General features: G+C 43.4%; 30 protein-coding genes and 2 pseudogenes. 11 read left to right on the top strand and 21 right to left on the bottom strand.

The window, feature by feature from the left end; genetic code table 11:
• Nucleotides 1–122: 122 nt before the first annotated feature.
• The 11 genes from E2R31_RS06540 to E2R31_RS06490 form a co-directional block, all read right to left on the bottom strand.
• Nucleotides 123–1,736, bottom strand: a complete 1,614-nt coding sequence (locus E2R31_RS06540) for a ribonuclease Y (protein WP_132973550.1) — start codon at nucleotides 1,734–1,736, stop codon at nucleotides 123–125.
• Between the two features lie 204 nt (nucleotides 1,737–1,940).
• Nucleotides 1,941–3,038 (bottom strand): nucleotidyltransferase, encoded by a 1,098-nt coding sequence (locus tag E2R31_RS06535; RefSeq protein ID WP_132973548.1) that lies wholly within the window; start codon nucleotides 3,036–3,038, stop codon nucleotides 1,941–1,943.
• 9 nt (nucleotides 3,039–3,047) lie between these two features.
• The gene (locus E2R31_RS06530) at nucleotides 3,048–3,788 is read right to left on the bottom strand and encodes a class I SAM-dependent DNA methyltransferase (RefSeq protein ID WP_165941817.1); all 741 of its coding nucleotides are present in this window, start codon (nucleotides 3,786–3,788) and stop codon (nucleotides 3,048–3,050) included.
• A gap of 111 nt (nucleotides 3,789–3,899) precedes the next feature.
• Nucleotides 3,900–4,253, bottom strand: coding sequence for a ribosome silencing factor (rsfS, locus tag E2R31_RS06525; RefSeq protein WP_042767955.1), 354 nt, complete (start codon nucleotides 4,251–4,253; stop codon nucleotides 3,900–3,902).
• The gene (gene yqeK, locus E2R31_RS06520) at nucleotides 4,254–4,847 is read right to left on the bottom strand and encodes a bis(5'-nucleosyl)-tetraphosphatase (symmetrical) YqeK (RefSeq protein ID WP_132973546.1); all 594 of its coding nucleotides are present in this window, start codon (nucleotides 4,845–4,847) and stop codon (nucleotides 4,254–4,256) included.
• Nucleotides 4,847–5,476: a nicotinate-nucleotide adenylyltransferase gene (locus E2R31_RS06515; RefSeq protein WP_132973544.1), complete on the bottom strand. Its 630-nt coding sequence runs from the start codon at nucleotides 5,474–5,476 to the stop codon at nucleotides 4,847–4,849. The genes yqeK and E2R31_RS06515 overlap by 1 nt, the downstream gene beginning before the upstream one ends.
• 51 nt (nucleotides 5,477–5,527) lie before the next feature.
• Nucleotides 5,528–5,839, bottom strand: coding sequence for a ribosome assembly RNA-binding protein YhbY (yhbY, locus tag E2R31_RS06510; protein ID WP_000060169.1), 312 nt, complete (start codon nucleotides 5,837–5,839; stop codon nucleotides 5,528–5,530).
• A gap of 205 nt (nucleotides 5,840–6,044) precedes the next feature.
• Nucleotides 6,045–7,151, bottom strand: a complete 1,107-nt coding sequence (yqeH, locus tag E2R31_RS06505) for a ribosome biogenesis GTPase YqeH (protein ID WP_132973542.1) — start codon at nucleotides 7,149–7,151, stop codon at nucleotides 6,045–6,047.
• A 2-nt stretch (nucleotides 7,152–7,153) separates the two neighbouring features.
• Nucleotides 7,154–7,681, bottom strand: coding sequence for a YqeG family HAD IIIA-type phosphatase (locus E2R31_RS06500; RefSeq protein ID WP_132973540.1), 528 nt, complete (start codon nucleotides 7,679–7,681; stop codon nucleotides 7,154–7,156).
• 17 nt (nucleotides 7,682–7,698) lie between these two features.
• Nucleotides 7,699–8,607 carry a magnesium transporter CorA family protein gene (locus tag E2R31_RS06495; RefSeq protein ID WP_000899719.1) on the bottom strand — a complete coding sequence of 303 codons (909 nt, stop codon included), beginning with the start codon at nucleotides 8,605–8,607 and terminating at the stop codon, nucleotides 7,699–7,701.
• Nucleotides 8,608–8,664: 57 nt separating this feature from the next.
• Nucleotides 8,665–9,225, bottom strand: coding sequence for a mechanosensitive ion channel family protein (locus tag E2R31_RS06490; protein WP_084946949.1), 561 nt, complete (start codon nucleotides 9,223–9,225; stop codon nucleotides 8,665–8,667).
• Between the two features lie 147 nt (nucleotides 9,226–9,372).
• On the opposite strand from E2R31_RS06490, the gene sstT reads away from it, so the two are divergent.
• Nucleotides 9,373–10,578, top strand: a complete 1,206-nt coding sequence (gene sstT, locus E2R31_RS06485; protein ID WP_132973538.1) for a serine/threonine transporter SstT — start codon at nucleotides 9,373–9,375, stop codon at nucleotides 10,576–10,578.
• A gap of 67 nt (nucleotides 10,579–10,645) precedes the next feature.
• Nucleotides 10,646–11,599 carry an aromatic acid exporter family protein gene (locus E2R31_RS06480; protein WP_132973536.1) on the top strand — a complete coding sequence of 318 codons (954 nt, stop codon included), beginning with the start codon at nucleotides 10,646–10,648 and terminating at the stop codon, nucleotides 11,597–11,599.
• A gap of 453 nt (nucleotides 11,600–12,052) precedes the next feature.
• Here E2R31_RS06480 and E2R31_RS06475 read toward each other — a convergent pair whose 3' ends face one another.
• Entirely contained in the window at nucleotides 12,053–13,597 is a 1,545-nt protein-coding gene (locus E2R31_RS06475; RefSeq protein ID WP_132973534.1) for a peptide chain release factor 3, read from the bottom strand.
• A 145-nt stretch (nucleotides 13,598–13,742) separates the two neighbouring features.
• Entirely contained in the window at nucleotides 13,743–14,435 is a 693-nt protein-coding gene (locus E2R31_RS06470; protein ID WP_132973532.1) for a YwaF family protein, read from the bottom strand.
• A 203-nt stretch (nucleotides 14,436–14,638) separates the two neighbouring features.
• Between E2R31_RS06470 and gatC the strand changes: the two genes are divergently transcribed.
• The 9 genes and pseudogenes from gatC (at nucleotide 14,639) to nusB (ending at nucleotide 20,287) form a co-directional block, all read left to right on the top strand.
• Nucleotides 14,639–14,941: an Asp-tRNA(Asn)/Glu-tRNA(Gln) amidotransferase subunit GatC gene (gatC, locus tag E2R31_RS06465; RefSeq protein ID WP_000705423.1), complete on the top strand. Its 303-nt coding sequence runs from the start codon at nucleotides 14,639–14,641 to the stop codon at nucleotides 14,939–14,941.
• Nucleotides 14,941–16,407 carry an Asp-tRNA(Asn)/Glu-tRNA(Gln) amidotransferase subunit GatA gene (gene gatA / locus E2R31_RS06460; protein ID WP_132973530.1) on the top strand — a complete coding sequence of 489 codons (1,467 nt, stop codon included), beginning with the start codon at nucleotides 14,941–14,943 and terminating at the stop codon, nucleotides 16,405–16,407. Before gatC ends, gatA begins: the two co-directional genes overlap by 1 nt.
• Nucleotides 16,407–17,852, top strand: a complete 1,446-nt coding sequence (gatB, locus tag E2R31_RS06455; RefSeq protein ID WP_132973528.1) for an Asp-tRNA(Asn)/Glu-tRNA(Gln) amidotransferase subunit GatB — start codon at nucleotides 16,407–16,409, stop codon at nucleotides 17,850–17,852. Before gatA ends, gatB begins: the two co-directional genes overlap by 1 nt.
• A gap of 57 nt (nucleotides 17,853–17,909) precedes the next feature.
• Nucleotides 17,910–18,308, top strand: a complete 399-nt coding sequence (locus tag E2R31_RS06450; RefSeq protein ID WP_001032002.1) for a hypothetical protein — start codon at nucleotides 17,910–17,912, stop codon at nucleotides 18,306–18,308.
• Nucleotides 18,309–18,372: 64 nt separating this feature from the next.
• Nucleotides 18,373–18,504 (top strand): annotated as a pseudogene (locus E2R31_RS10160) (SPFH domain-containing protein); the annotation flags it as partial.
• A pseudogene (locus E2R31_RS06440) lies at nucleotides 18,479–18,772 on the top strand (glutamyl-tRNA amidotransferase); the annotation flags it as partial. The pseudogenes E2R31_RS10160 and E2R31_RS06440, both read left to right, overlap by 26 nt.
• A 128-nt stretch (nucleotides 18,773–18,900) precedes the next feature.
• Complete coding sequence (efp, locus tag E2R31_RS06435) at nucleotides 18,901–19,461, top strand: elongation factor P (RefSeq protein WP_000568640.1); 561 nt, start codon at nucleotides 18,901–18,903, stop codon at nucleotides 19,459–19,461.
• A 21-nt stretch (nucleotides 19,462–19,482) separates the two neighbouring features.
• Entirely contained in the window at nucleotides 19,483–19,872 is a 390-nt protein-coding gene (locus tag E2R31_RS06430) for an Asp23/Gls24 family envelope stress response protein (RefSeq protein WP_061415360.1), read from the top strand.
• Nucleotides 19,865–20,287, top strand: a complete 423-nt coding sequence (gene nusB / locus E2R31_RS06425) for a transcription antitermination factor NusB (protein ID WP_084971775.1) — start codon at nucleotides 19,865–19,867, stop codon at nucleotides 20,285–20,287. The genes E2R31_RS06430 and nusB overlap by 8 nt, the downstream gene beginning before the upstream one ends.
• A gap of 49 nt (nucleotides 20,288–20,336) precedes the next feature.
• On the opposite strand, the gene E2R31_RS06420 is transcribed toward nusB, so the two are convergent.
• The 8 genes from E2R31_RS06420 to fabF form a co-directional block, all read right to left on the bottom strand.
• Nucleotides 20,337–21,062, bottom strand: coding sequence for a CPBP family intramembrane glutamic endopeptidase (locus E2R31_RS06420; protein ID WP_132973524.1), 726 nt, complete (start codon nucleotides 21,060–21,062; stop codon nucleotides 20,337–20,339).
• 18 nt (nucleotides 21,063–21,080) lie between these two features.
• Nucleotides 21,081–21,263: a hypothetical protein gene (locus tag E2R31_RS06415; protein ID WP_000148135.1), complete on the bottom strand. Its 183-nt coding sequence runs from the start codon at nucleotides 21,261–21,263 to the stop codon at nucleotides 21,081–21,083.
• Between the two features lie 155 nt (nucleotides 21,264–21,418).
• A complete protein-coding gene (locus tag E2R31_RS06410; protein ID WP_001017382.1) occupies nucleotides 21,419–22,186 on the bottom strand; it encodes an acetyl-CoA carboxylase carboxyl transferase subunit alpha in 768 nt (255 codons plus the stop codon).
• Nucleotides 22,183–23,049, bottom strand: a complete 867-nt coding sequence (gene accD / locus E2R31_RS06405; RefSeq protein WP_132973522.1) for an acetyl-CoA carboxylase, carboxyltransferase subunit beta — start codon at nucleotides 23,047–23,049, stop codon at nucleotides 22,183–22,185. Before accD ends, E2R31_RS06410 begins: the two co-directional genes overlap by 4 nt.
• A gap of 35 nt (nucleotides 23,050–23,084) precedes the next feature.
• A complete protein-coding gene (gene accC, locus E2R31_RS06400; RefSeq protein ID WP_000488665.1) occupies nucleotides 23,085–24,452 on the bottom strand; it encodes an acetyl-CoA carboxylase biotin carboxylase subunit in 1,368 nt (455 codons plus the stop codon).
• 11 nt (nucleotides 24,453–24,463) lie between these two features.
• Nucleotides 24,464–24,886, bottom strand: coding sequence for a 3-hydroxyacyl-ACP dehydratase FabZ (gene fabZ, locus E2R31_RS06395; RefSeq protein WP_000565515.1), 423 nt, complete (start codon nucleotides 24,884–24,886; stop codon nucleotides 24,464–24,466).
• Complete coding sequence (gene accB, locus E2R31_RS06390) at nucleotides 24,883–25,371, bottom strand: acetyl-CoA carboxylase biotin carboxyl carrier protein (protein WP_132973520.1); 489 nt, start codon at nucleotides 25,369–25,371, stop codon at nucleotides 24,883–24,885. Before accB ends, fabZ begins: the two co-directional genes overlap by 4 nt.
• A 2-nt stretch (nucleotides 25,372–25,373) precedes the next feature.
• Nucleotides 25,374–26,609, bottom strand: coding sequence for a beta-ketoacyl-ACP synthase II (fabF, locus tag E2R31_RS06385; protein WP_000774050.1), 1,236 nt, complete (start codon nucleotides 26,607–26,609; stop codon nucleotides 25,374–25,376).
• Nucleotide 26,610: the final 1 nt, after the last annotated feature.

The raw sequence follows: 26,610 nt of genomic DNA, 5'->3' as shown, positions 1-26,610 counted from the left end.
AGTTAGTCTGTGAAATAAAGTAAAATTTCTCTCGGATACTGATGATAGCGTCAGTGATCCTTCTACAGTCTTTCTATCTAGTGTAACAAAAAAGCAGTAATATTTCAACTGCTCTTTCTTATTTATTTAGCATAATCTACTGCACGAAGTTCGCGGATCACGGTTACTTTGATATTTCCTGGGTAATCGAGATTATTTTCAATTTTCTCACGAACTTTGTGTGCCAAGATTGTGACCTTGTCGTCCTTGATTTGTCCTGGATTAACCATGATACGTATTTCACGTCCTGCTTGAAGAGCAAAGCTATTTTGCACTCCTTCAAAGCCATTGGCGATTTCTTCCAAATCATGGAGACGCTTGATATAGCTTTCAAGAGATTCACTACGAGCACCTGGACGCGCTGCACTCAAGGCATCTGCTGCGGCAACGATCACTGCAATGACGCTTTCGGCTTCGACATCGCCGTGGTGGCTAGCAATGGTATTCACCACAACTGGGTGTTCCTTGTACTTACGAGCCAATTCCGTACCAATCTCAACGTGGCTACCTTCAACCTCGCGGTCAATAGCTTTCCCAATGTCGTGAAGGAATCCAGCACGACGGGCAAGAGCTGCATTTTCACCAAGTTCACTGGCGATGATACCAGATAGCTTAGCAACCTCAATCGAATGACGCAAGACATTTTGTCCATAAGAAGTACGGAACTGCAAACGTCCCATGATCTTCATCAAGTCTGGATGAAGGTTTGGCGCACCAATCTCATAGGCAGCAGCCTCACCATATTCGCGGATCTTATTGTCAATCTCTTGACGGTTTTTCTCCACCAACTCCTCGATACGAGCTGGGTGGATACGGCCATCCTTGAGCAACATTTCCATGGTCATACGAGCAATTTCACGACGAATCGGATCAAATCCTGACAAGGTTACCACTTCCGGTGTATCGTCGATAATCACATCGACCCCTGTCAAACTTTCAAAGGTACGAATATTACGCCCTTCACGACCGATAATGCGCCCCTTCATGGTATCATCTGGCAGGTGAACTGTCGAGTTTGTTGACTCTGCTACATAGTCACCAGCGATACGCTGCATAGCCTGAACCAAGATATCTTTCGCAATCTTGTCTGAACGTTCCTTCACTTCTTGCTCAGCCTCACGAATGCGACTAGCAATTTCCTTGGTCAAGTTTTCCTCTGTCTGAGCCAAGATAATATCTCGAGCCTCACTCTGGGAAAGGGAACCGATACGTTCAAGTTCAGCTTCTTTTTGTCTTTCGACTTCCTCTAATTGCTCTTCACGTGCATCAAGGTTTTTTGCTCTATCAGAAATACTTTGTTCTTTTTGTTCAAGTGTTTTTTCTTTGTTCGTCAAATTGTCGTCCTTACGGTCAAGGCTCGTAGCTCTCTCCGTCAAACGACTTTCGATTTGCTTGAGTTCCTGACGTTCTGACTTAAATTCAGCGTCCACTTCTTCACGGTATTTTCTGGCTTCCTCTTTGGCCTCCAATAGTGCTTCTTTTTTAAGAGACTTGCTTTCGCTCTTGGCTTCATTTAGCAATAAATCCGCTTCACGCTCAGCTTGTCCTCGTAAATTAGTTGCTTCTTGTTCAGCATTTAGAAGCATCAACTCTGCAGCCTCTTGAGATGATTTCATCTTAGCTGAGATGCTGACATATCCAATGACTAAACCAATGATGACGGCAAAAACAACAATCGCAATGGTCATGATTTCCATGTTTTTACCTCATTAAATTTGTTTATCGAATGACATACATTCCTTAATATTCTATCATAAAAAACCGATTTTCACAAACCCAAATTGAAGAGTTTTGTGTGAATTTCGGAAGAAAATCCTTATATTTTCAAGCAAAATTAAGATTCTTTAAAAATTTAAATTTTCATGAAAGCCGAGGCAAAAAAAGCCTACCTTTCAGTAGACTTAGTTTGATTCCATTCTAATGGGCACTCGACCAAAATTCTGCTCTGCGATGCTTGGCTGTCCTAGTTGGTAGATCTGATCTGCCTTTTGGGTCATAACATCCCAAGGTTCTTTGCCAATTCGGCTGACTAGATGGACCTGCTCTTTCAGAGACTTGAGATGTTGTCTGCCTTTTTCCGTAAAGCCAAGGACATGGATGCCTTCTGGCAAGGAACTTTCTCTAGCTTGCACCAAGATATAAGTCAATAGGCGACGTACACGCGCCTTGGTGTAGCGTTTGGTCGCAACCGCCTCGACCAATTCTTCCAAAGACTGGGCTGTTTTGATAGCATCCTTGATGCGCACAGCCATTTCTTGATTGACCTGATAGATGGTGGTTAGGTCTGGATTTGACAAGATTTGATAGCGTAGAAAAGGAAAATAGTCATCCCAACTCACCTTACTGGCCTGCTCAAAGAGGTCAACAGAAGGCATAAAGCGTTCTAAGAAATCTTGGTCTGATTGATGCTGGCGGAGAGCTGTTGCAGAGGCAAAGTCCACTTCCTTGTCCACAGAGTGATAGCCAGCACCTTGACGCTGAATCGGCTCAAGCTTGATGTTTCGTCCTGCAATTGCCTTGGCATAGGCCAGAGCAAGGACATGATTGGGAGTATTACCTGAAAAATCAAGACCTGCAAATTCCTTCCACATGGCTTGAGTTTTCTGGGGATAGGAGAGCGAATCAGGCAGATTATCCACAAATTTCTCCATCCCAGCACCTTTCTCTGTGTATAAGTCAGCAATTTTCTGGTAATCCAGAATTTCTTCTGTCCCAAAAGCAAGACTATCAATGCCCAATCGAGTCAAGATATCCACAGCCCCTTGCCCAAAGAAATCCGCTGCCTGAACACTGACTAAAAAGGGCAATTCCACTACCAGATCAGCGCCATTTCCAAGCGCCATCTGGGCCCTTGTCCACTTATCCACGATAGCAGGCTCGCCTCTCTGCATGAAATTCCCAGACATGGCAACGATTTTCAGCCCCTCCGCCTGATTAAGCAGATATTTGTGCCCATTATGAAAAGGATTGAACTCCGCGATAATACCTGTGATGGTCATGATGCTCTCCTACTTCTGCGCGACAAAAAACCAACGGGTAGTGGTTGCTGTTGGCTCCTTGTCCTCAAAGTCCGCATAGAGTTTGAAAGACTTGAATCCAGCCTGTTCCAGCAAAATATCATAGGTCAAAACCTCATAAGTTCGCTCCTCATGCACTTCATCGTGGCGACTAAAGGAACCGTCAGCCTCCTTGATAAAGAAGGTCAACTCATGCACGATGGAGTGAGGAGCTTCGTCCTCATAGGTGTCCCAAAGCATGGCGAAGTCTTCCGCATTTTCATGGTAAGAATAGCCTGGAAAAACCTCATCAGTCTGGTAGATTGAATGCACATCAAAGATGAATACACCATCTTCGTTGAGGGCATTATATACTTCCTTAAAGACATCCCCTACTTCCACCTCATCCTGCATGTAGCAGATAGAGTCCGAATAACACGTGACAAAATCATATTTACCCGCTTTGGATAAATCCAGCATGTTGCCTTCAATAAAATCAATCTTTTGCTTGGACGAAGCCGCTCTTTTCTCAGCAATCTTCAACATATCCGCGCTCAAGTCAAGTCCTGTCACATCAAAACCAGCCTGAGAAAAGCGCACAGATTGGATGCCTGTTCCACAAGCCAATTCCAAAAGCTTCTTTCTCTCCTTGGTCTTAGGCAAATGACGCAGAGAAAAATCCGTCCATTTATCGTATAAACTATCGTCCATCACAGCATCGTAAACAGCCGCAAAAGTTTCATAAGTTGCCATAATCATGATACCAAGAGCCTCCATGGCAAACACCACTCGCCCTTTACCTTTCTATCACTTTCCTTTTAAAATAAGCAAAGAAACCCAGTTGACTACAACTGAGTTCATCTCCTATGCCAAGGCTTCCGAAATGTCTACTGACTCTGCCTCATGCCATAGTTTTTCTAGGTTATAGTGGGCACGCATTTCTTCTGAGAAGATATGCACAACGACACCACCGAGATCCAGCAAAACCCAGCCTCCCGCTGCATCGCCTTCAACATGGCTACCTTTAAAGCCTGCTTGAGCTACTTTTTCACGAATGTTATCAGCAATAGCGTCCAACTGACGGCTATTCATCGAGCTCGTGATGACAAAGTAGTCCGTCACGCTGGTCAAATCTTGTACATCAAGTGCGAGGATATCCTCCGCACGTTTCTCATCCGCCGCTTTCACGACTAGTTCTAGTAATTCTTTTTCGTTCATTTAGTCCTCTTTCAAATAGTGCACAAAGGCGTTATGGGTTTCAAGGGTTTGGGGATAGATGGGGAATCCCTGATGAGCTAGATGCTCCACGGTACGAGCTGTTTCGTAGGCCACTGCCTTATTGAGCGATAGCTCAGCAATTTCACGCGCCTGATCCACGCCTGGGAAGGCACGATTGTGCTCAATGTAGTCTGCGACGTAGATAACCTTATCAAGATCAGTCATCTGGTCAGCCCCGACTGTATGGATCTCAATGGCCCGCAGAATTTCTGAATCATGCAAATCCAAATCTTCTTGAATCTTGTAAATCCCAACCATCCCATGCCAGACATTATTGCCCCAGTTTTTGAGGTCAGGGTCTAATTGGTAACGGTCAATCAAGTCTAGAAATTCCTGATCTGACAACTTTTTAGCATAATCATGAAGAAGGCCTGCAAGACCAGCTTTCTCGGCATCGACTCCAAATCTCTCCGCTAGTTCTATGGCTGCACGCTCCACACCCAAGCAATGGATCAAGCGTTTTTCAGGCAGAAGCTCTGCCATTTTTTCCAACAAAACCTCACGGGAACAGTTGATATAGTCTTGGTATGCCATCAGTAAAGCTCCTCCTTCTCGATGTAGTCTAGCACTGGCTGAGGTAGGAGAAAGTTGGGCTTCCGACCTTGGGCAATGAAGTCACGCACCATGCTGGAGGAAATGTCTATGAGAGGCACATCCACCCAAATGACTGGATAGGAAGTCCCTGCCTTGTAGCGCGGACGCTGAACCCCTACAAACTGAACCATGTCGACCAGCTCATCAATTCGGTACCACTTAGGTAGATAGTCCACCATATCAGCCCCGATAATGAAGTAATAATCCGTTTCTGGATGTTGCTCGGTCAAAATCTTCATGGTGTCGTAGGTGTAGGAGATACCCTTGCGCTCTAGCTCAATAGTTTCAATGTCCAGACCTTCGATCCCCTCAATCGCCAATTCAAGCATCTTGAGACGGTGGTGTTCAGGGATGGTTTCTTTTTTGTCTACATGAGGTGGCTGGTATTCAGGCATGAGCAGGACCTGGTCCAATCCTAACTGTTGTCGTACTTGGTCCGCCACAACGAGATGGGCATGGTGAACGGGGTTAAAATTCCCCCCTAAAATCCCGACTTGTTTGCGTTTTTTCTCCTTGATTTCTGGCTCCAACTCTACCTTGGTAAAGGGAGTCAATAATTCGATTGCCATAGGCTCGTCTTCCTTTAATTCTCTGTAAAAACAGTTGTTTGGAGTAAGGTCTTAGATTTCTTTGACTTTTTTAGAAATCTTGCGATTTTCTTTCTTGCTAGATTGTTTAAACAAGATCAAGATGCGTCCGATTTTTTGGACAGTATCCACACCAATTTCTTCTTCCAAAATTTCAGCTACTTCGTGAATGTTCTCATCTGTGTTTTGTAAGAGAGTAACCTTGATCAATTCACGCGCGTCAAGAGCTTGACGGACACTGGTCTTGATTTGGTCATTGAGACCATTTTTTCCAATTTGGATGATAGGTTTGAGGGTGTGTGCCTGGCTGTTAAGGAAGGCACGTTGTTTCGATGTTAATGACATAATTTCTTTAAAAGAGTTTCTTTTTATACTTTTCTGAAGTGGTGACGGACGTCAGCAAAGTCCTTTGGACTTTCATGACTAAAATTTGAGCCTAAGGTCTCAAATTTTCCGCAGTTGGTACAATCACTTGTACCAACTGACACCACGGCGAAAAGTATTCTCTACGGGGCTCGCCCGAATTCAGACAACTCTTTCCTTTCTGTGTTTAAATTATTGCTTTTCGTGTGACGACTGCGACGCCTTCTGGTGCCCAAACGGCGACTTTGGCGCTTCCTGTTACACGGATCCAGCCGAGTCCTGAGATGACTAGGTCTGTTTTGTCCTTGATGGTAAATACATGCTGGACTAGTTTTGGAAAGTCCTCTTTTTCCTTGCTATTTGGTGGTGTTAAAAGGGTTCCGAGGTGCTTGTCGTAGAAAGCACTGGCCCCTTCGAGCTTGGTACGATGCAATTTGAGTTCATTGTCAAAGAAGGCAGTGAAACCTTGCTTTTCTCCTGCAATGAAGTCAAATCGTCCGAGACCACCTAGAAACAGGGTTTGTTGAGGATTGAGCTGGTAGGTTTTGGGCTTGATTTCCTTTTTAGGACTGACATACTTGAGGTTTTTAGCCGTCAAGTAGTGGGCCATCTGGTGGCGGTGGATGATTCCCGGCGTATCGTAAATATAAGATCCGTCGTCAAGCGGAATCTCAATCTTGTCCAAGGTTGTCCCTGGGAAGCGCGAAGTCGTGATGACATTCTGGTCACCTGTGATTTCTTGGATAATGGCATTGATAAGGGTTGATTTTCCAACGTTGGTCACACCGACCACATAGACATCACGGCCCTTACGATAATGCTCAATCTTATCAATGACTTCCTTAATGGCATGCTTGTTTTGGGCTGAAGTCAGGACGACATCGACAGGACGAAGTCCTTCCTCGTGGGCACGTTCCATAAGCCACTGGCTAATCTTGCTCGGTTTAACAGACTTGGGCAGAATATCTTTTTTATTTCCGACCAAGAGAACATCATTGCCCGATACAAAGCGTGGCAAGCCTGGGATGACAGAACCATTAAAGTCAAAGATATCAATGACATTGACCACCAAGGCATCGCTGTCCCCCACCTCGTGCAAGAGCTTGAGGAAATCATCGTCCGTCAACTGGACATCTGTGATTTCATTGTAATGACGGAGACGGAAACAGCGTTGGCAATAGACTTCGCCAGTCTCCAACCCTTTTTCAAGTGCCGACTGGGGAGTAAATCCAAGACCAGCCTTATCTGTCGTCTGAATGGTTGCTCCACAACCAATACAGAGAATTTCTTCCATAGTTAGATTCCTTTTTTATATGTAATCGGTCCGTACTTTTCAGTTATTTGCTTCATGACACGACGCTCGCGAGCTCGGTTAATCTGCGTTTTGATAGAGTCATGCTCTACCAAGGGTTTGACCAAAATCGAGCGAATACCTGCACGGTGGGCTGCTCGTATATCAGTCATGAGCTGGTCGCCGACCATGACCACTTCATTTTTCTCATAGTGGAATTCCTTCATGGCACGGTCAATTCCAAAGGTGAAGGGCTTAAGAGCCCAATAAACGTAATCAATTCCAAATTTCTCAACTGCGCGTTGCACTCGTTTTTTGGTGTTATTTGAGACCACGATAATGCGAATCCCTGCGTCCCGAAGGTCATGTAGCCATTGCTTCATCTCTGGCGTCCCATCAGGGTTGTTCCAAGCAATGAGGGTATTGTCCAAATCGACCAAAACAGCCTTGATCCCCTGCGCCTGCAGGCTTGGGACTGTCAGATCATAGACTGCTTCCACAGCAAAATCTGGCATGTAATTTTCAATCGCCATTCTGGCTCCTTTTCTTTTTAATTTCTAGCAATTTTCTTTAAACATTGAGCTAAGACTGCCCATAAAATGAGACTAGCTATCAAAATATAAATCCAAGCATTTGGTTCATCTGTAAACGGTAAGGGAACATTCATTCCAAAGAATCCTGTAATAACCGCAAGGATAGCTAGCAAGACTGAGATAATTGTCAAAGTTGTCAAATTATCATTTAGATTATTATTTAGGATATTGTTGTAAGAGGCTGAGAGTTGTTGCAAAACTTGAGAAATCAAGTCTGTCATTGAAACCAACTGATGGGCTTCAATCATGGCATCGTCAAACTGCTCTCTTTCTACCTCATTAAGATTGCGATAAAGAGCATGCCCTTGGATGTGTTCCAAGAGGAGACGATTTTGTTTGGCAGCTGCTGTCAGGTAAACCATACCAGTTTCCAAGTCAGAGAGGGCAAAAAGATTTTTTTTAGTCGTTTTTTGACGAAGAAGTGCACTGATTTCATCCTTACTTTTATCCATCTCTTCAATAACTGGATAATAAGCATTACTAATAATCTCTAAACTGGCAAAAAGAAATTTGTAGATGGAAATAATTTCATGACTTTCAAGGTAGGTTGCCATGCGTTTAATCACATAAGTATTCTTGTGATTGCTGATAGTGATCAACCGTTGTTTTTCAACGATAAAGGTCATCGGAATCGCTTCATAATATTCTTTGTCTTTTTCTAAATCAAGAACATTATAAATGAAGGTTACCGTCCCCGTTTCACGGTTATAATCCATGTGGGCTCGTTCATTTCTATCTAGAGCATACTCGATGGTTTCCTTGTCCAATCCATAGACGTCAGAAAGATCTTCCATGTTTTTAATCTTGTCCACATCAAGGTCTATCCAGGTACAATTGTGACCTAGTTTTTTCTCTACAAATAGCATACTCTCTCCTTTACCAAACTCTTTCTATTGTACCACAAATCTGCCAAAATAGCAGACCTACTCTGTACGAGAGAAGTTGCTGACAACAGTGATATTTCGGTTGGGAACAAAGTGAAGGGCTTGGTCGTCACTGCGAAGTTGGGTCGTACGGATTCCTACACTGACAACCTTTCCAGATACGGTAATAGGACCATTTGTGAGGACCACTTCGTCGCCCACATCGAGCTGGCGTTCAAAGAGGATAAAGAAACCATTGATAACATCAGACAGAAAACCTTGTGCGCCCATCCCAATGGCAACCCCAGCAATCCCCGCACCAGCAAGGAGGCTAGAAACTGGCAAACCCAAAATAGACAAGATACAGTAAATCAAAAAGAAATAAAGTGTGTAGTTAAAAATATTCTCCAGCAAACGAGAAATGGTCTTCTGTCTGCCAGCATCTCGATTTGAAAATTTAAGCGAAGGCTTGACAATCTTTCGGACAGTCGCGTGAAGCATTTTTTTAGCTATATAAAACAACAGAAAGAGAATCAAAAGAGAAATCACCTTGGTCAAGACATTCTCTAATACAGTTGTTACATCCAATTTATCAAGATAACGTTGAAAAAATTCTTGCATACAAAACTCCTTTTTAGTATTATACCACAAATCATCCCGTTCAAATCCCTCATAAATATTCCGATATTCCCCCAAACTCAAAAAAGACTTGCCTCAACGGCATATTTATACTATAATCATAAACAATACACTTTGAAGGAGACTATTATGAAAAGAATCATTCGAGCCTGGAACAAGGCCAGCCTCATCAAACGTATCCTAATCGGCATGCTTCTCGGAGCCTCTCTAGGGCTGCTTTTTCCTAGTCTGTCGGGGCTCGGCATTCTCGGTGACCTATTCGTTGGGGGTCTGAAAGCCATCGCTCCTGTCTTGGTCTTTACCCTCGTCGCAAATGCCCTCTCACAACATCAAAAAGGGCAAGATACCAATATGAAGACCGTTATTTTTCTCTATCTACTTGGTACCTTTGCTGCTGCCTTACTCGCTGTATTGGCTAGTTTTCTCTTTCCTGTCCAGATCACTCTTAGCAGTGCTAGTACAGAGATTGCCCCACCAGACGGCATCGGTCAAGTTCTCAGCAATCTTCTGCTAAATCTCGTAGATAATCCCCTAAACGCTATCGTCCAAGCTAATTATATCGGGATCCTATCCTGGGCTGTTGTCTTTGGACTTGCTATGAGAGAAGCTAGCAAAAACAGCAAGGAATTGCTCAAAACCATGGCTGATGTAACTTCCAAGATTGTGGAGTGGATTATCAATTTGGCACCTTTCGGAATTATGGGCTTGGTCTTCAAGACCATCTCTGATAAAGGAATTACCAGCCTTGCTAACTACGGAATTTTGCTAGGACTCTTGGTTGCAACTATGGCATTTGTGGCCCTTGTCATCAATCCCCTCATCGCCTTTCTCTTTATGAGAAAAAATCCCTACCCTCTTGTTTTTAAATGTTTGCGTGTTAGTGGGATTACAGCTTTCTTTACTCGTAGTTCTGCCGCTAATATCCCTGTCAACATGAAACTCTGCCAAGATCTAGGACTCAATCCAGATACATACTCTGTTTCTATCCCCCTTGGCTCCACTATTAACATGGCTGGTGCAGCTGTAACCATTAACATTCTCACTCTAGCTGCAGTCAATACGCTAGGAATCCCTGTTGACTTTGGTACAGCTTTTGTGCTCAGTGTCGTCGCTGCTATTTCTGCCTGCGGAGCCTCTGGGATCGCTGGAGGATCACTTCTCCTCATCCCCGTCGCTTGTAGTCTCTTTGGGATTTCAAATGACCTTGCTATGCAAGTAGTCGGAGTTGGTTTTGTCATCGGTGTCGTCCAAGACTCCTGCGAAACTGCCCTGAACTCTTCTACCGACGTCCTCTTTACAGCAGTAGCTGAGTATGCGTCGGCACGTAAAAAATAGATTTTTTAAGACAAGTCTTCCAAGCCTTGTCTTTTGTACTCTTATTCTAGTATTATAGGAAATTCTCATGTCTATCACCCAACGTACGACAAAACTGATCTTGGCGACCTGCCTCGCTTGTTTTCTAGCTTATTTTTTAGATTTATCATCAGCTGTTTCAGCTGGGATTATTGCCCTCTTAAGCCTTTCCGACACGCGAAGAAGTACGCTAAAATTGGCCCGTAACCGCCTCTTTTCCATGCTCCTAGCGCTCGCTATCGGTGTTCTAGCCTTTCAACTGACAGGATTTCACATCTGGAGTTTCGGCCTCTATCTGGCTCTCTACGTGCCCCTAGCCTATAAAATGGGCTGGGAAATCGGCATCACCCCTAGCAGTGTCTTGGTCAGTCATCTCTTGGTGCAGGAGTCTACTTCCCCAGCCCTCCTGCTCAATGAAGTGCTCCTCTTTCTCATCGGAACAAGCTTTGCTCTATTGGTCAACCTTTATATGCCCTCTCGTGAGAAAGCCATCCAAAACTACCACCTTCAGGTCGAAGAAAAGTTAAAAGATATCCTGCTTCGCTTTAAATACTATCTGTCAAGAGGAGACGGGCGCAATCGCGCCCAACTCGTTGACGAATTAGATGAACTCCTTGATGAGGCCCTCAAGCTAGTCTATTTGGATCACTCAGACCACCTCTTTCACCAGACAGACTACCACATCCACTACTTTGAGATGAGACAGCGCCAAAGCCGTATCCTGCGAAATATGGCCCAGCAGATCAATACCTGCCACCTGGCCGCAAGTGAGAGTTTGATTTTGGCCCAGCTCTTTTCAAAGATTGCTGTCCAGCTAAGTCAGACCAATCCTGCTCACGACCTACTTGATGACATCGAACGCTATCTGCAAGTCTTCCGCAATCGGAGTCTCCCTAAAACACGTGAGGAGTTTGAGACCCGTGCCACCCTCCTGCAGCTACTACGCGAAGCCGAAACTTTCATTCAGGTCAAGGTCGATTTTTACCAGAAATATGGAAACTAGAAATTAAAGAACCTCAGAGGATTCACAAAAGGTGAATACTTCTGAGGTTTTTGTTTTACAGATCTCAACTTGAGCATACTTTTTGAAAAAACTCCGCTCTAATATCTATCTCAAATTTTTCAGTATTGAGCCACGACACGGAGTTTGGCAAATCTACTCTATTTGCCAAATGTAGTTAGTAAGACTGGTTGCTATTTGGCTTCCCCATCATTACGACGGTAAAGCCCATGAATAGATACCATTAATGGGCTTTGCCTAGTGAAGCGGTTATCGATTGTTAGATTACGACACTGAGTTTTACAAATCGATTTCATTTGTAAAACGTAGTTACGACGGAAAAATCCACGAATCGATACTATTCGTGGATTTTTCCTAGTGAAGCGTTTAGGTAGACCGCCATAGCGGTTACCGTCAAATGACAGCAACTTTATGTTGCTAGTCATTTGTAACGATTCACATCTTCTCTTCCAACTCTACATCTGGATATTTATCCGCAAACCAGCGAAGGGCAAAGTCGTTTTCAAAAAGGAATACTGGTTGGTCAAAACGGTCCTTGGCCAAGATATTGCGGCTTGATGACATCCGTTCATCCAAGTCCTCAGGCTTGATCCAACGAACGGTCTTTTTACCCATCGGAGTCATGACAACTTCAGCGTTGTATTCGCCTTCCATGCGGTGCTTGAAGACTTCAAACTGAAGTTGGCCGACAGCGCCCAGCATGTACTCGCCTGTTTGGTAATTCTTATAAAGCTGGATGGCTCCCTCTTGTACCAACTGCTCAATCCCCTTGTGGAAGGATTTTTGTTTCATGACGTTCTTGGCAGAAACTTTCATGAAAATCTCAGGAGTAAAGGTTGGCAATGGTTCAAATTCAAACTTGTTTTTCCCAACAGTTAGCGTATCCCCAACTTGATAAGTACCTGTATCATAAACCCCGATAATATCACCTGCCACGGCATTGGTCACATTCTCACGACTTTCCGCCATAAATTGAGTGACATTCGACAGTTTAGCTCCCTTACCAGTACGAGGCAGATTGACACTCATTCCACGCTCAAATTCACCTGATACGATGCGGACAAAGGCGATACGGTCACGGTGACGAGGATCCATGTTAGCTTGGATTTTAAAGACAAACCCTGAGAAATCCTTGTCGTAAGGATCGACAATTTCGCCATCTGTTTTCTTGTGTCCATGTGGCTCTGGAGCAAATTTCAAAAAAGTTTCAAGGAAGGTCTGTACCCCAAAGTTAGTCAGAGCTGATCCGAAGAAGACCGGAGTCAAATCACCTGCGAGAATGGCTTCTTCTGAAAACTCATTTCCTGCTTCATTCAGGAGTTCAATATCCTCTTTTACTTGCTCATAAAATGGGTTACTTCCAAAGAGTTTGTCACCTTCTTCCAAACTGGCAAAACGTTCATCCCCTTTATAAAGTTCTAAACGTTGGTTATAGAGGTCATACAAGCCTTCGAAGGCTTTCCCCATCCCGATTGGCCAGTTCATTGGATAACTCGCAATACCAAGGACTTCTTCTAGTTCTTGCAAGAGGTCCAGTGGCTCACGACCGTCACGGTCCAGCTTGTTCATAAAGGTAAAGACTGGAATGCCACGGTGCTTCACAACCTCAAACAATTTCTTGGTTTGGGCCTCAATACCCTTGGCAGAGTCCACGACCATGACCGCAGCATCTACCGCCATCAAGGTACGATAGGTATCTTCTGAAAAGTCCTCGTGCCCTGGTGTGTCTAGGATATTGACACGTTTGCCGTCGTAGTCAAACTGCATAACAGATGAGGTTACCGAAATCCCACGTTGTTTCTCGATATCCATCCAGTCAGACTTGGCAAAATTTCCTGTTTTCTTACCTTTTACAGTACCAGCCTCACGAATCTCGCCCCCGAAGTAGAGCAACTGCTCAGTGATGGTTGTTTTCCCGGCGTCCGGGTGGGAAATAATGGCAAAGGTACGGCGTTTCTTGATTTCTTCTTGAATAGTCATAAGTTCTCTTTCTTTGATTCTCTATTTTTGGTTGTTTCATATAGCTAAGAATGATTTTTACATTGGATTTTACCATTCCTTTCAACTCTCCATTATATCGGATTTTGGGGAGTTTTTCAATTGCTCATCAGATGAAAAAGGTAAACTAGAGCACAGATTGCGCCTGATTTCTCTTTTTCCACCGTTTCTTGAACAAGATATCAAAGAGAACCAGAGCCAGTGAGAGGATGACGGACACAAGAAGGTACTTTATCCATAGAGGAGCATTCGGGATAAACGGTGTATCTCTTAAGAGGCCATAATTTCCACCAGTCACCTGATTAACCCCAATTAGAAAAAGATTGAGAACAAAGGTGTAGGCTACTATCATATATTTCTTGAGCAGGCTCTTGTCATAGTGATTCATCAAGTAGACCAAGGAATTCACCAAAAGGGCATAGTGCCCAATCAAAAATGAAAAACTAGTGATATGGGGGAAATCATAGGGGTCAAAAACCGGGTAAACCAAGGCAAAGACCGCTCCACTTGCTCCTAAGAGGGCAAAGTATTGCTTGCTCCGCCATTTATCTGGCAAGAAAACCACCGCAAACATAGCCAAACGACAATGGTAAAATGGAAGGCTATTAGACAATGGAATCCCAAAACCAACATACCAACTATAAAGGGTCAGCAACTGGAGGATCTGAATCCCCTTAAACAAGCGAACAAATCGAGGATTTTTGTGATAAGTACGGGCACCGTAGACAGATAGCACTAAAAAAGCAAGCATCACCCCATACCAAAAGAGCGAAATGGGAGGAGGTACGGTTTGGAATCTTGTAAAAAAATTATGTAGCATATTTTCTATCCTAACTCATCTTTCGAGGAATTCTTCCTACATTAATCTCTAGTCTCACTCAATTTTTCTTTTAGTTTAACTATTATAGCGAATTAAAAGCGATTTTTCAATTTCTATTTCTTTTCAGTTTGGCTCCCTTATTTATAGGAAAATATGGTAAAATAGAACAGACTAAAAATCATCATTTCACGAAAGGATGCAAGATGAAAATTACGCAAGAAGAGGTAACACACGTTGCCAATCTTTCAAAATTAAGATTCTCTGAAGAAGAAACTGCCGCCTTTGCGACTACCTTGTCTAAGATTGTTGATATGGTTGAATTGCTAGGCGAAGTCGACACAACTGGTGTCGCACCTACTACGACTATGGCTGACCGTAAGACCGTACTCCGACCTGATGTGGCCGAAGAAGGAACAGACCGTAATCGCTTGTTTAAAAACGTACCTGAAAAAGATAACTACTATATCAAGGTACCAGCTATCCTAGACGATGGAGGAGATGCCTAATGACTTTTAATAACAAAACGATTGAAGACTTGCACAACCTCCTTGTCTCTAAGGAAATTTCAGCAACTGAATTGACCCAAGCAACGCTTGAGGATATCAAGTCTCGCGAGACAGTTATCAATGCTTTTATTACCATCGCTGAAGAGCAAGCCCTCGCTCAAGCTAAGGCTATTGATGAAGCTGGAATTGACGTGGACAATGTCCTTTCAGGAATTCCACTGGCTGTTAAGGATAATATCTCTACCGACGGTATCCTGACAACTGCAGCCTCAAAAATGCTCTACAACTATGAGCCAATTTTTGATGCGACAGCCGTTGCCAATGCCAAAGCTAAGGGTATGATTGTTGTTGGAAAGACCAACATGGACGAATTTGCCATGGGTGGTTCAGGTGAGACTTCTCACTACGGTGCCACTAAAAATGCTTGGGACCACAGCAAGGTTCCTGGTGGTTCATCAAGTGGTTCTGCCGCAGCTGTAGCCTCAGGACAAGTCCGCTTGTCACTTGGTTCTGATACTGGTGGTTCTATCCGCCAACCTGCTGCCTTCAACGGGATTGTTGGTCTCAAACCAACCTACGGAACGGTTTCACGTTTTGGTCTCATTGCCTTCGGTAGCTCATTAGACCAGATTGGACCTTTTGCACCAACTGTTAAAGAAAACGCTCTATTACTAAACGCTATTGCCAGCGAAGATGCCAAAGACTCGACTTCTGCTCCTGTCCGCATTGCCGACTTTACTTCAAAAATCGGGCAAGACATCAAGGGTATGAAAATCGCTTTGCCTAAAGAATACCTCGGTGAAGGAATTGACCCAGAAGTTAAAGAAACTATTCTAAACGCGGCCAAACACTTTGAGAAACTTGGCGCTATCGTCGAAGAAGTGAGCCTTCCTCACTCAAAATACGGGGTTGCCGTTTACTACATCATTGCTTCATCAGAAGCTTCATCAAACTTGCAACGCTTTGACGGTATCCGTTACGGCTACCGCGCAGAGAATGCGACTAACCTTGATGAAATCTATGTAAACAGCCGCAGTCAAGGTTTCGGTGAAGAGGTGAAACGCCGTATCATGCTGGGTACTTTCAGTCTTTCGTCAGGTTACTACGACGCCTACTACAAGAAGGCTGGTCAGGTCCGTACCCTCATCATTCAAGATTTCGAAAAAGTCTTTGCGGATTACGACTTGATTTTGGGACCAACAGCTCCAAGTGTTACCTATGACTTGGACTCACTCAACCACGACCCCGTTGCTATGTACTTGGCCGACCTCTTGACAATTCCAGTTAACTTGGCAGGTCTCCCAGGAATTTCAATTCCTGCTGGATTTGCTCAAGGTCTCCCTGTCGGTCTCCAATTGATCGGTCCTAAGTACTCTGAGGAGACCATTTACCAAGCTGCCGCTGCTTTTGAAGCAACAACAGACTACCACAAACAACAACCCGTGATTTTTGGAGGTGATAACTAATGAACTTTGAAACAGTCATTGGACTTGAAGTCCACGTAGAGCTTAACACCAATTCAAAAATCTTCTCACCAACTTCTGCCCACTTCGGAAATGACCAAAACGCCAACACCAACGTGATTGACTGGTCTTTCCCAGGAGTTCTGCCAGTTCTCAATAAAGGTGTTGTTGATGCCGGTATCAAAGCTGCTCTTGCCCTCAACATGGACATCCACAAGCACATGCACTTTGACCGCAAGAACTACTTCTATCCTGATAATCCCAAAGCCTACCAAATTTCTCAGTTTGATGAGCCAATCGGATACAACGGCTGGATTGAAGTCGAACTAGAAGACGGTACGACCAAGAAAATCGGTATCGAACGTGCCCACTTAGAGGAAGATGCTGGTAAAAACACCCACGGTACAGATGGCTACTCCTATGTAGACCTCAACCGCCAAGGGGTGCCATTGATTGAGATTGTATCTGAAGCTGACATGCGTTCTCCTGAAGAAGCCTACGCTTATCTAACTGCCCTCAAGGAAGTCATCCAGTACGCTGGTATTTCTGACGTTAAGATGGAAGAAGGTTCTATGCGTGTGGATGCCAACATCTCGCTTCGTCCTTATGGTCAAGAGAAATTCGGTACCAAGACTGAGTTGAAGAACTTGAATTCCTTCTCAAATGTTCGCAAGGGTCTTGAATACGAAGTCCAACGTCAAGCCGAAATCCTTCGCTCAGGTGGTCAAATTCGCCAAGAAACTCGCCGTTACGATGAAGCTAACAAGGCAACCATCCTCATGCGTGTCAAGGAAGGTGCTGCAGACTACCGCTACTTCCCAGAACCAGATCTACCCCTCTTTGAAATCTCAGACGAGTGGATTGAGGAAATGCGTACAGAGTTGCCAGAGTTTCCAAAGGAACGCCGTGCTCGCTACGTTGCTGACCTTGGCTTGTCAGACTACGATGCTAGCCAGTTGACAGCAAACAAAGTTACTTCTGACTTTTTTGAAAAAGCTGTTGCCCTTGGTGGCGATGCTAAGCAAGTCTCAAATTGGCTCCAAGGGGAAGTTGCTCAGTTCCTTAATGCTGAAGGCAAGACACTAGAACAAATCGAATTGACACCAGAAAACTTGGTTGAAATGATTGCCATCATCGAAGACGGTACTATCTCTTCTAAGATTGCCAAAAAAGTCTTTGTCCACCTGGCTAAAAATGGCGGTGGGGCGCGTGACTACGTCGAAAAAGCAGGTATGGGCCAAATCTCAGATCCAGATGTTCTGATTCCAATCATCCACCAAATCTTTGCGGATAACGAAGCTGCCGTTGCCGACTTCAAATCAGGTAAACGCAACGCAGACAAGGCCTTCACAGGATTCCTTATGAAAGCTACCAAAGGTCAAGCCAACCCACAAGTTGCCCTTAAACTCCTCGCCCAGGAATTGGCGAAGTTGAAAGACAGTGAGTAATTCACTCTTTAAACACTTTTTTCTACTTTTAAAACGAGAATGAGACAAGGGGAATAAATGAACAAATTTTTACGATTGCTATTTGTCTTAGTCATCATCGCTATGTTAGGCGCTTCTATACTACAAATCTTTCTCCCATCATATTTGGGAGAGCATTCTGGTTACGGTATTTCTGCAGGATGGCAAAGAGAAATTGGAATTTGGAATCTAGCTGTCTTAATTATTATTCTTGCCGTTAATATTAAATACGATTGGTTCTATCTACGAATCGCACTTCTTGCTCTCATTATTGGCGGAATTGGAATAGGAACAAATCACTTACTCAATTATATGGAGTATCACTCTCCTGTAAATGCTATCGGTGCTTTTGAAAATTACTTGCTAGCAATAGGATGGATTGTGGGATGGCTCATCGAACACCATTCCATAAAGAAGCTAAATGCTAGTAAATCTTAGATGATTTTTAAAGGTTATCAAATAATTTAATAATTATTCGAGTTATGAAATCAACCTTTTCAATAGTCTCAATGCCAATCAAAAACCCTTCAACGAACTCGCTAAACAAAAGGTCAACAAGGTTTGGACAGGCCTCTACGAGATTGAAGCAACCAGTATCTTGCTTGAAGACCTCAGCTATGACCAAGAAAGTCTTTGTCCACCTGGCTAAAAATGGCGGTGGCGCGCGTGAATACGTGGAAAAAGCTGGCTTGGTGCAAATCTCTGATCCAAATATTCTGATTCCAATCATTCACCAAGTCTTCGCAGATAATGAAGCAGCCGTTGCCGACTTCAAATCAGGTAAACGCAACGCAGACAAGGCCTTCACAGGCTTCCTCATGAAGGCAACCAAAGGACAAGCCAACCCACAAGTTGCCCTTAAACTACTCGCCCAGGAATTGGCCAAGTTGAAAGAAAACTAGACAGAACAAAACCAGCCCCAAGGTTGGTTTTTTCTTCTCTACCAACTCCCAATAACTATTTTGGCTTTATTTCCAGAGTATTTTATGGTAAAATGAAGAGTAATAATATTTATTAAAGAGGTAAAAACATGATTGAAGCAAGTAAATTAAAAGCTGGTATGACCTTTGAAACAGCTGACGGAAAATTGATCCGCGTTTTGGAAGCTAGCCACCACAAACCAGGTAAAGGAAACACAATCATGCGTATGAAATTGCGTGATGTCCGTACTGGTTCTACATTTGACACAAGCTACCGTCCAGAGGAAAAATTTGAACAAGCCATCATCGAGACTGTCCCAGCTCAATACTTGTACAAAATGGATGACACAGCTTACTTCATGAATACAGAAACTTACGACCAATACGAAATCCCTGTAGTCAACGTTGAAAACGAATTGCTTTACATCCTTGAAAACTCTGATGTGAAGATCCAATTCTACGGAACTGAAGTAATCGGTGTAACTGTACCAACTACTGTTGAATTGACAGTTGCAGAAACTCAACCATCTATCAAAGGTGCTACTGTTACAGGTTCTGGTAAACCAGCAACGATGGAAACTGGACTTGTCGTAAACGTTCCAGACTTCATCGAAGCAGGACAAAAACTCGTTATCAACACTGCAGAAGGAACTTACGTTTCTCGTGCCTAATCTCTAGAAAGAGGTCATTCTATGGGAATTGAAGAACAACTTGGCGAAATCGTTATCGCCCCACGTGTACTTGAAAAAATCATTGCTATTGCTACTGCAAAAGTAGAGGGTGTTCACTCTTTTTCAAACAAATCAGTGTCTGATACCCTTTCAAAACTTTCTCTCGGCCGTGGCGTTTATCTTAAAAATGTGGACGAAGAACTCACAGCTGATATCTACCTCTACCTTGAGTACGGAGTAAAAGTTCCTAAGGTAGCTGTTGCTATCCAGAAAGCTGTCAAAGATGCAGTCCGCAATATGGCTGATGTAGAACTCACTGCTATCAATATCCACGTTGCAGGTATTGTTCCAGATAAAACACCAAAACCAGACTTGAAAGACTTGTTTGATGAGGACTTCCTCAATGACTAGTCCACTATTAGAATCTAGACGTGAGCTCCGTAAGTGTGCCTTTCAAGCTCTTATGAGTCTTGAGTTTGATACAGACGTCGAAACTGCTTGTCGTTTCGCCTACACACACGATCGTGAAGATACGGATGTGCAACTTCCAGCCTTTTTGACAGAGCTCGTTTCTGGTGTTCAAACTAAAAAGGAAGAACTAGACAAGCAAATCACACAGCATTTAAAAGCTGGTTGGACCATTGAGCGTTTAACACTCGTGGAGAGAAACCTCCTTCGCTTGGGAGTCTTTGAAATCACTTCATTTGACACCCCACAGTTGGTTGCTGTTAACGAAGCTATCGAGCTTGCAAAGGACTTCTCAGATCAAAAATCTGCCCGTTTTATCAATGGACTGCTCAGCCAGTTTGTAACAGAAGAACAGTAATTAGAAAAAGTGTTTGACAAACATCAAACACTTTTTTCTTTGCCTTCCACTATCTAAAAAAGTGGTAATAGACATAATTATAAACAAAAATCCAGATGGGTTTTGCATAAATGAGAAAGTTGAAAAAACTATGACAGAGGATGGTGATTTTTAAGTTCTTTGTCCAACGATATACTAGAGCAAAGAAAAGACCAATAAAACTATAAATAATCAAACCGATAGGGTCTCGGTGAGTTAGGATTAAATGGCTAATCCCAAAGATGAGAGCAGATAGGATAACATCCAAATAATACTTGGACTGGGGAAAGAAGGTATTCATAAAATACCCTCTATCAATTAGTTCCTCTGATATAGGTGCGACGACTACTGTTAAAATAAAACCGAGAACGGTTGATAGAAAAGTTGGTTGTCCATTTGAATAAAGGATAGAAAGTAGCTTTTGAAAAATATACTTGTTATCAACTAAATAGTGATACTGTATCTGAAAAGCATCCACCAATTGACGAACAAAATAACAAGCTACTAGACTGACTACAAGGGGAAAAATCGTTGACCAAGTCCAAGCCTTTTTTTCAAAGATAAAGAGCATCTCTTTCTTTTTTAACCAAAAGACAAATAAGACTACAAGAACTAGTTCCCAAACAAGTGAAATGATAGAATAGCCATCTATCCCCCATCCTAAAAACTTAGTTAGATGCATAATCCCTAACTCTGGTAGATAAACCGATAGAAATACCAGTAAGATAAAGACTCCCAAATGCCCTAGTTTTTTCATACTTACACCTTTAATTTATTAATAGCCAATACCATAAGCACGTCTAGTCGCATGAGTCAGTATTGTACTCCATTCTGTCGCTAAACTATATGCATATGGCGAATCCCAATGTCTATCATCAACCAACCAAATCATGCCACCACCTGGAACTTGATCTAAGTCTTCAGATGAAAGAACTATAAATGTTTCTGTACCTGTCATTGCAAGAACCTTCTTAAAATATTGTTGTAGGCTCACCTCTACAGTATACTTCTTTTTTATCTATTTTATTAGTCTTCTCCTCAACTATCAATTTTTCAACCTGAATGGCATTTTCTATAAAAAAATGAGACCTTTCTAGTCTCATTTAGTCGTTCTTAGTATTTTCTAAAGCGTTGGTAACGTTCTTCAATAAGTTGGTCAAGTGGTAGTTCTTGCAACCTATCTAGTTCTGCACGCAATTCATTTTTAACACGAGCTTGTAGCTCTTTACTGGAGAGGCCTGCTTCTGAGATTACCTTGTCTACGATTCCCATTTCTAGAAGTTCATGCGAAGTGATTTTCATCAATTCCGCTGCTTCCATAGCACGACTTCCATCCTTCCAAAGGATAGAGGCAAATCCTTCAGGGCTAAGTACGGCGTAGATTGAGTTTTCTAACATCCAGACACGGTTAGCTACTGCTAGAGCTAGGGCCCCGCCAGATCCACCTTCACCGATAATAATCGCGATGATTGGAACCTTGAGGTCACTCATTTCCATCAGGTTTCGGGCGATTGCTTCACCTTGTCCACGTTCCTCTGCTCCAACACCTGGGTAAGCACCCGCCGTATTGATAAAGGTCACAACTGGACGACCAAACTTTTCTGCCTGTTTCATCAGGCGAAGAGCCTTGCGATAGCCTTCTGGATGAGGCTGCCCAAAATTCCGTTTGAGGTTATCATGAAGACTTTTCCCCTTTTGGATACCAACGACAGTTACTGCTTGTTCACCTAACCAGCCAATTCCACCAATGACCGCACCATCGTCTCGGAAAGAGCGATCTCCATGCAATTCGATAAATTCATCGAAGATTCCATTGGCAAAATCAAGGGCTGTCAAGCGACTCTGCTCGCGTGCCTCTCTGACTATTTTTGCAATATTCATCCGCGACTTCCTCCATGCAATCTTACTAATTTAGCAATTGTTTCAGGCAATTCTCTCCGTTTGACAATTGCATCAACAAATCCATGTTCAAGCAGAAATTCTGCCTTTTGGAAGTCATCCGGCAAGGTCTCACGAACTGTATTTTCGATAACACGACGCCCAGCAAAACCAACCAAACTCTGGGGTTCCGCTAGGATAATATCACCTTCCATAGCAAAAGAAGCGGTCACTCCACCTGTTGTCGGATCGGTTAAAATAGTTAGGTAAAAAAGTCCTGCCTTGGAATGACGTTGAACTGCTGCAGAAATTTTAGCCATCTGCATCAAGCTCATGATTCCTTCTTGCATACGGGCTCCACCAGAAGCTGTGAAGAGAACGACTGGCAAGTTTTCTACCGTTGCATACTCAAACAGGCGCGTGATTTTTTCACCCACAACGGTTCCCATAGAAGCCATGATAAAGTTAGAATCCATGATTCCAAGGGCAACTTTTTGTCCCTTTATACTAGCTGTACCAGTTAGTACCGCTTCATCCAAACCTGTCTTTTCACGCATACTAGCAAGTTTTTTCTGGTAGCCAGGAAAGTTTAATGGATCTTGAGTTTCAATACCCGTAAACATCTCCATAAAGCTGTCAGAATCAACCGTCAAAGCCAAGCGTTCCTGAGCTGAAATACGGAAAGTATAGCTACAATGGGGACAAATTCGTTCGCTCCCAAGATCCTTTTGGTAAATGGTGTGTTTACAACCAGGACACTGGGAGAAGAGTTCATCCGGAACCTCAGGCTTGGCTTGTGGTTTCTGCCTTACGGAACGGTTAGGATTGATCCGAATATACTTATCCTTTTTACTAAATAGAGCCATAACTCCCCCTTTTAGTTCTCATACTCTTTGAAAGTCTATTCTTTTTCTTGGTATTTTGGCAAGAAAGTTTCCATCAAGAAGGAAGTATCGTAGTCACCAGCGATAACTCGGCGGTCTGAAATCAGATCCAACTGGAAGTCTGCATTGGTTTGCACTCCTTCAATATCAAGTTCATAAAGTGCCCGTTGCATCTTCATCAAGGCATCAAAACGATTCTCCCCATGAACAATGATTTTGGCAATCATACTATCATAGTAAGGAGGAATGGTATAGCCTGGATAAACTGCTGAGTCCACGCGCAAGCCAACTCCACCACTTGGTAGATAAAGATTGGTAATTTTACCTGGGCTTGGAGCAAAGTTAAATGCTGGATTTTCCGCATTGATCCTGCACTCGATAGCATGACCTCGTAGGACGATATCTTCTTGTTTGAAAGGTAAAGGTTGCCCGGCAGCAATGCGAATCTGTTCCTTCACGATATCAACACCTGAAACAAACTCTGTGACTGGGTGTTCCACTTGCACACGAGTATTCATTTCCATGAAGTAGAAATTGCCACTCGCTTCATCGAGAAGAAATTCAATCGTCCCTGCATTTTCATAGCCTACAGACTCTGCTGCACGAACGGCCGCAGCACCAATTTCATTACGAAGTGTTTTGCCAATCGCAATGGACGGACTTTCTTCTAAGACCTTTTGGTTATTCCGTTGGAGTGAACAGTCCCGTTCTCCTAGATGGACAACATGCCCCTCTTGATCCGCAAGGATCTGAACTTCGATATGACGAGCTGGATAAATCACACGCTCAAGATACATTGCGCCATTTCCAAAATTGGCCTTAGCTTCACTGGATGCTGTTTCAAAGGCTGCGACCAAGTCTTCTGCCTTTTCAACCTTACGAATCCCTTTTCCACCACCACCTGCCGATGCTTTTAGCATGACTGGATAACCAATTTTTTCTGCAACTGCAAGGGCTTCTTCAGCCGTGTGAACTTCACCATCAGATCCTGGGATAACTGGAACCCCAGCCTTGATCATTTGCTCACGCGCATTGATCTTATCTCCCATGGTATCCATTACAGCGCCAGAAGGGCCGATAAACTTAATCCCCACTTCATCACACATCGTGGCAAACTTGGAGTTTTCGCTAAGAAAACCAAAACCTGGGTGGATGGCTTCTGCTTCAGTCAAGACTGCAGCAGATAAAATAGCGTTGATATTGAGATAAGACTCTGTCGCCTTACCAGGTCCGATACAGATAGCTTCATCCGCTAGGAGTGTGTGAAGGGCTTCCTTATCAGCAGTTGAATAAACTGCTACGGTTGCAATGCCCAATTCACGCGCAGCTCGAATAATGCGAACCGCAATCTCACCACGGTTGGCAATCAAAATTTTACGAAACATGGAGAACCTCCTTAGTTTCCAATTGCAAAGGTAAGAGTACCACTCGCTGCAAGCTTACCATCTACTTCAGCCTTTGCTTCAACCACAGCAATCGTACCACGACGTTTGACAAAAGTAGCCGTCATGACTAATTGGTCACCTGGTACAACTTGCTTCTTGAACTTAACCTTGTCCATGCCAGCATAGAAGACCAGTTTCCCTTTATTTTCAGGTTTGGACAATTCCAAGACACCAGCAGTCTGGGCCAAGGCTTCCATAATAAGGACACCTGGCATGACTGGGTATTGAGGAAAATGACCATTAAAGAAAGGTTCGTTGATGGTCACATTTTTAATGGCAACAATAGTATCCTCGCTCACTTCCAAGACACGATCCACTAGGAGCATGGGGTAGCGATGAGGTAGAGCTTCTTTGATTCCTTGAATATCGATCATTTGATGCGTACCAATCCTTTACCGAACTCAACCATTTCTTCATTTGAAACGAGAATTTCTGTCACCACACCATCCTTAGGTGCAGGAATTTCATTCATGACCTTCATGGCTTCGATGATCACCAAAGTCTGACCTTTTTTAACACTGTCTCCGACTGTGACAAAGGCAGGTTTATCTGGTCCAGCAGCCAAGTAAGCCACCCCTACAAGTGGACTCTCAACAACATCACCCTCCGGAGCAACCGTCGTTTCAGCTGGTACTGGAGCTTCTTCCACTGCACTATCTACTGGAGTTGAAGGGGTAGAAACTACTGGACTTGCCGCTACTGCAGTTGGTGCTGGAACAACTTGAGCTGGAGCTTCAGAAGCCATTCTTGCTTCATTCTTACTGAACTGCAATTCGTCCGCTCCGTTTTTATAAGAAAATTCTCTCAAACTTGATTGGTCGAATTGAGCCATCAAGTCCTTGATCTCATTTAAATTCATAATTATTTATTCTCCCAACGTTTGAAAGCAAGAACCGCATTGTGTCCACCAAAACCAAAAGTATTTGAAATAGCATAAGGGATTTCTTGCTCCAAGCCTTGTCCATAAACGACATTCGCTTCGATATAATCTGATAACTCGCTTGTCCCAGCTGTCATTGGTACATAGTTATGACGCATGGCTTCAATAGTAGCAATCGCTTCTACGGCCCCTGCAGCACCAAGCAAGTGTCCTGTAAAGGACTTGGTTGAAGATACAGGTACTTCTTTACCAAGGACAGCTACGATTGCACCACTTTCTCCTTTTTCATTAGCAGGAGTTGAAGTTCCGTGGGCGTTGACGTAAGCCACTTGCTCTGGAGAAATTTCTGCCTCTTCCAAAGCCAATTTAATCGCCTTAATCGCGCCTTGACCTTCTGGATGAGGTGAAGTCATATGGTAAGCATCACAGGTATTACCATAACCAACTACTTCAGCCAAGATAGTTGCCCCACGTTTTTCAGCATGTTCAAGGCTTTCAAGAACCAACATTCCTGAACCTTCTCCCATCACAAAACCATTACGGTCTTTGTCAAATGGGATAGAAGCACGAGTTGGATCCTCTGTAGTTGATAGGGCAGTCAATGCTTGGAAACCAGCGATAGCAAAAGGAGTGATAGATGATTCTGATCCACCAACTAACATGACATCTTGGAAACCAAACTTGATAGAGCGGAAGGCATCCCCAATGGCATCGTTAGATGAGGCACAGGCAGTATTGATTGATTTACAGATACCGTTTGCTCCGAAACGCATGGCAACATTTCCTGAAGCCATATTTGGCAAGGCTTTTGGAAGTGTCATTGGTTTAACGCGTTTTGGACCTTTTTCATGAAGACGGATAACCTGATCTTCGATTTCTTTAATTCCCCCAATACCAGAAGCTACGATAACACCAAAGCGATCTTTATCGATTGCTTCTACATCAAGATTTGCATTTGTCACCGCTTCTTGAGCCGCATACAAGGCATACAAAGAATAGTTGTCAAAACGGTTGGTATCTTTTTTAACAAAGTATTTATCAAATGGGAAATCTTGAACTTCTGCCGCATTGTGCACAGCAAATTCACTGTGGTCAAACTTAGTGATTTCTCCAATTCCAATCTTCCCAGTTTGCAAACTGTTCCAAAATTCTTCTGGAGTATTTCCGATAGGAGAGGTCAATCCGTAACCTGTTACTACAACTCGATTTAGTTTCATC

The organism is Streptococcus downii, assembly GCF_004353325.1.
Classification (GTDB): domain Bacteria; phylum Bacillota; class Bacilli; order Lactobacillales; family Streptococcaceae; genus Streptococcus; species Streptococcus downii.
Note: the sequence above shows the minus strand (reverse complement) of the source record. Positions and strands in the feature narration are given on the sequence as shown.

What these genes read in the sequence shown, in the direction of transcription:
- gatC (WP_000705423.1), top strand. Translation starts at nt 14,639, where the DNA reads ATGAAAATTACGCAAGAAGAGGTAACACACGTTGCCAATCTTTCAAAA.
- E2R31_RS06480 (WP_132973536.1), top strand. Translation starts at nt 10,646, where the DNA reads ATGTCTATCACCCAACGTACGACAAAACTGATCTTGGCGACCTGCCTC.
- E2R31_RS06540 (WP_132973550.1), bottom strand. Translation starts at nt 1,736, where the DNA reads ATGGAAATCATGACCATTGCGATTGTTGTTTTTGCCGTCATCATTGGT.
- accC (WP_000488665.1), bottom strand. Translation starts at nt 24,452, where the DNA reads ATGTTTCGTAAAATTTTGATTGCCAACCGTGGTGAGATTGCGGTTCGC.
- gatA (WP_132973530.1), top strand. Translation starts at nt 14,941, where the DNA reads ATGACTTTTAATAACAAAACGATTGAAGACTTGCACAACCTCCTTGTC.
- E2R31_RS06500 (WP_132973540.1), bottom strand. Translation starts at nt 7,681, where the DNA reads ATGGCGATTGAAAATTACATGCCAGATTTTGCTGTGGAAGCAGTCTAT.
- fabZ (WP_000565515.1), bottom strand. Translation starts at nt 24,886, where the DNA reads ATGATCGATATTCAAGGAATCAAAGAAGCTCTACCTCATCGCTACCCC.
- E2R31_RS06470 (WP_132973532.1), bottom strand. Translation starts at nt 14,435, where the DNA reads ATGCTACATAATTTTTTTACAAGATTCCAAACCGTACCTCCTCCCATT.
- E2R31_RS06490 (WP_084946949.1), bottom strand. Translation starts at nt 9,225, where the DNA reads ATGCAAGAATTTTTTCAACGTTATCTTGATAAATTGGATGTAACAACT.
- yqeH (WP_132973542.1), bottom strand. Translation starts at nt 7,151, where the DNA reads ATGGAAGAAATTCTCTGTATTGGTTGTGGAGCAACCATTCAGACGACA.
- E2R31_RS06530 (WP_165941817.1), bottom strand. Translation starts at nt 3,788, where the DNA reads ATGGCAACTTATGAAACTTTTGCGGCTGTTTACGATGCTGTGATGGAC.
- E2R31_RS06475 (WP_132973534.1), bottom strand. Translation starts at nt 13,597, where the DNA reads ATGACTATTCAAGAAGAAATCAAGAAACGCCGTACCTTTGCCATTATT.
- E2R31_RS06535 (WP_132973548.1), bottom strand. Translation starts at nt 3,038, where the DNA reads ATGACCATCACAGGTATTATCGCGGAGTTCAATCCTTTTCATAATGGG.
- E2R31_RS06415 (WP_000148135.1), bottom strand. Translation starts at nt 21,263, where the DNA reads ATGACAGGTACAGAAACATTTATAGTTCTTTCATCTGAAGACTTAGAT.
- accD (WP_132973522.1), bottom strand. Translation starts at nt 23,049, where the DNA reads ATGGCTCTATTTAGTAAAAAGGATAAGTATATTCGGATCAATCCTAAC.
- E2R31_RS06420 (WP_132973524.1), bottom strand. Translation starts at nt 21,062, where the DNA reads ATGAAAAAACTAGGGCATTTGGGAGTCTTTATCTTACTGGTATTTCTA.
- sstT (WP_132973538.1), top strand. Translation starts at nt 9,373, where the DNA reads ATGAAAAGAATCATTCGAGCCTGGAACAAGGCCAGCCTCATCAAACGT.
- yhbY (WP_000060169.1), bottom strand. Translation starts at nt 5,839, where the DNA reads ATGTCATTAACATCGAAACAACGTGCCTTCCTTAACAGCCAGGCACAC.
- rsfS (WP_042767955.1), bottom strand. Translation starts at nt 4,253, where the DNA reads ATGAACGAAAAAGAATTACTAGAACTAGTCGTGAAAGCGGCGGATGAG.
- nusB (WP_084971775.1), top strand. Translation starts at nt 19,865, where the DNA reads ATGACTAGTCCACTATTAGAATCTAGACGTGAGCTCCGTAAGTGTGCC.
- E2R31_RS06410 (WP_001017382.1), bottom strand. Translation starts at nt 22,186, where the DNA reads ATGAATATTGCAAAAATAGTCAGAGAGGCACGCGAGCAGAGTCGCTTG.
- E2R31_RS06495 (WP_000899719.1), bottom strand. Translation starts at nt 8,607, where the DNA reads ATGCTATTTGTAGAGAAAAAACTAGGTCACAATTGTACCTGGATAGAC.
- fabF (WP_000774050.1), bottom strand. Translation starts at nt 26,609, where the DNA reads ATGAAACTAAATCGAGTTGTAGTAACAGGTTACGGATTGACCTCTCCT.
- yqeK (WP_132973546.1), bottom strand. Translation starts at nt 4,847, where the DNA reads ATGGCATACCAAGACTATATCAACTGTTCCCGTGAGGTTTTGTTGGAA.
- E2R31_RS06450 (WP_001032002.1), top strand. Translation starts at nt 17,910, where the DNA reads ATGAACAAATTTTTACGATTGCTATTTGTCTTAGTCATCATCGCTATG.
- E2R31_RS06515 (WP_132973544.1), bottom strand. Translation starts at nt 5,476, where the DNA reads ATGGCAATCGAATTATTGACTCCCTTTACCAAGGTAGAGTTGGAGCCA.
- accB (WP_132973520.1), bottom strand. Translation starts at nt 25,371, where the DNA reads ATGAATTTAAATGAGATCAAGGACTTGATGGCTCAATTCGACCAATCA.
- efp (WP_000568640.1), top strand. Translation starts at nt 18,901, where the DNA reads ATGATTGAAGCAAGTAAATTAAAAGCTGGTATGACCTTTGAAACAGCT.
- E2R31_RS06430 (WP_061415360.1), top strand. Translation starts at nt 19,483, where the DNA reads ATGGGAATTGAAGAACAACTTGGCGAAATCGTTATCGCCCCACGTGTA.
- gatB (WP_132973528.1), top strand. Translation starts at nt 16,407, where the DNA reads ATGAACTTTGAAACAGTCATTGGACTTGAAGTCCACGTAGAGCTTAAC.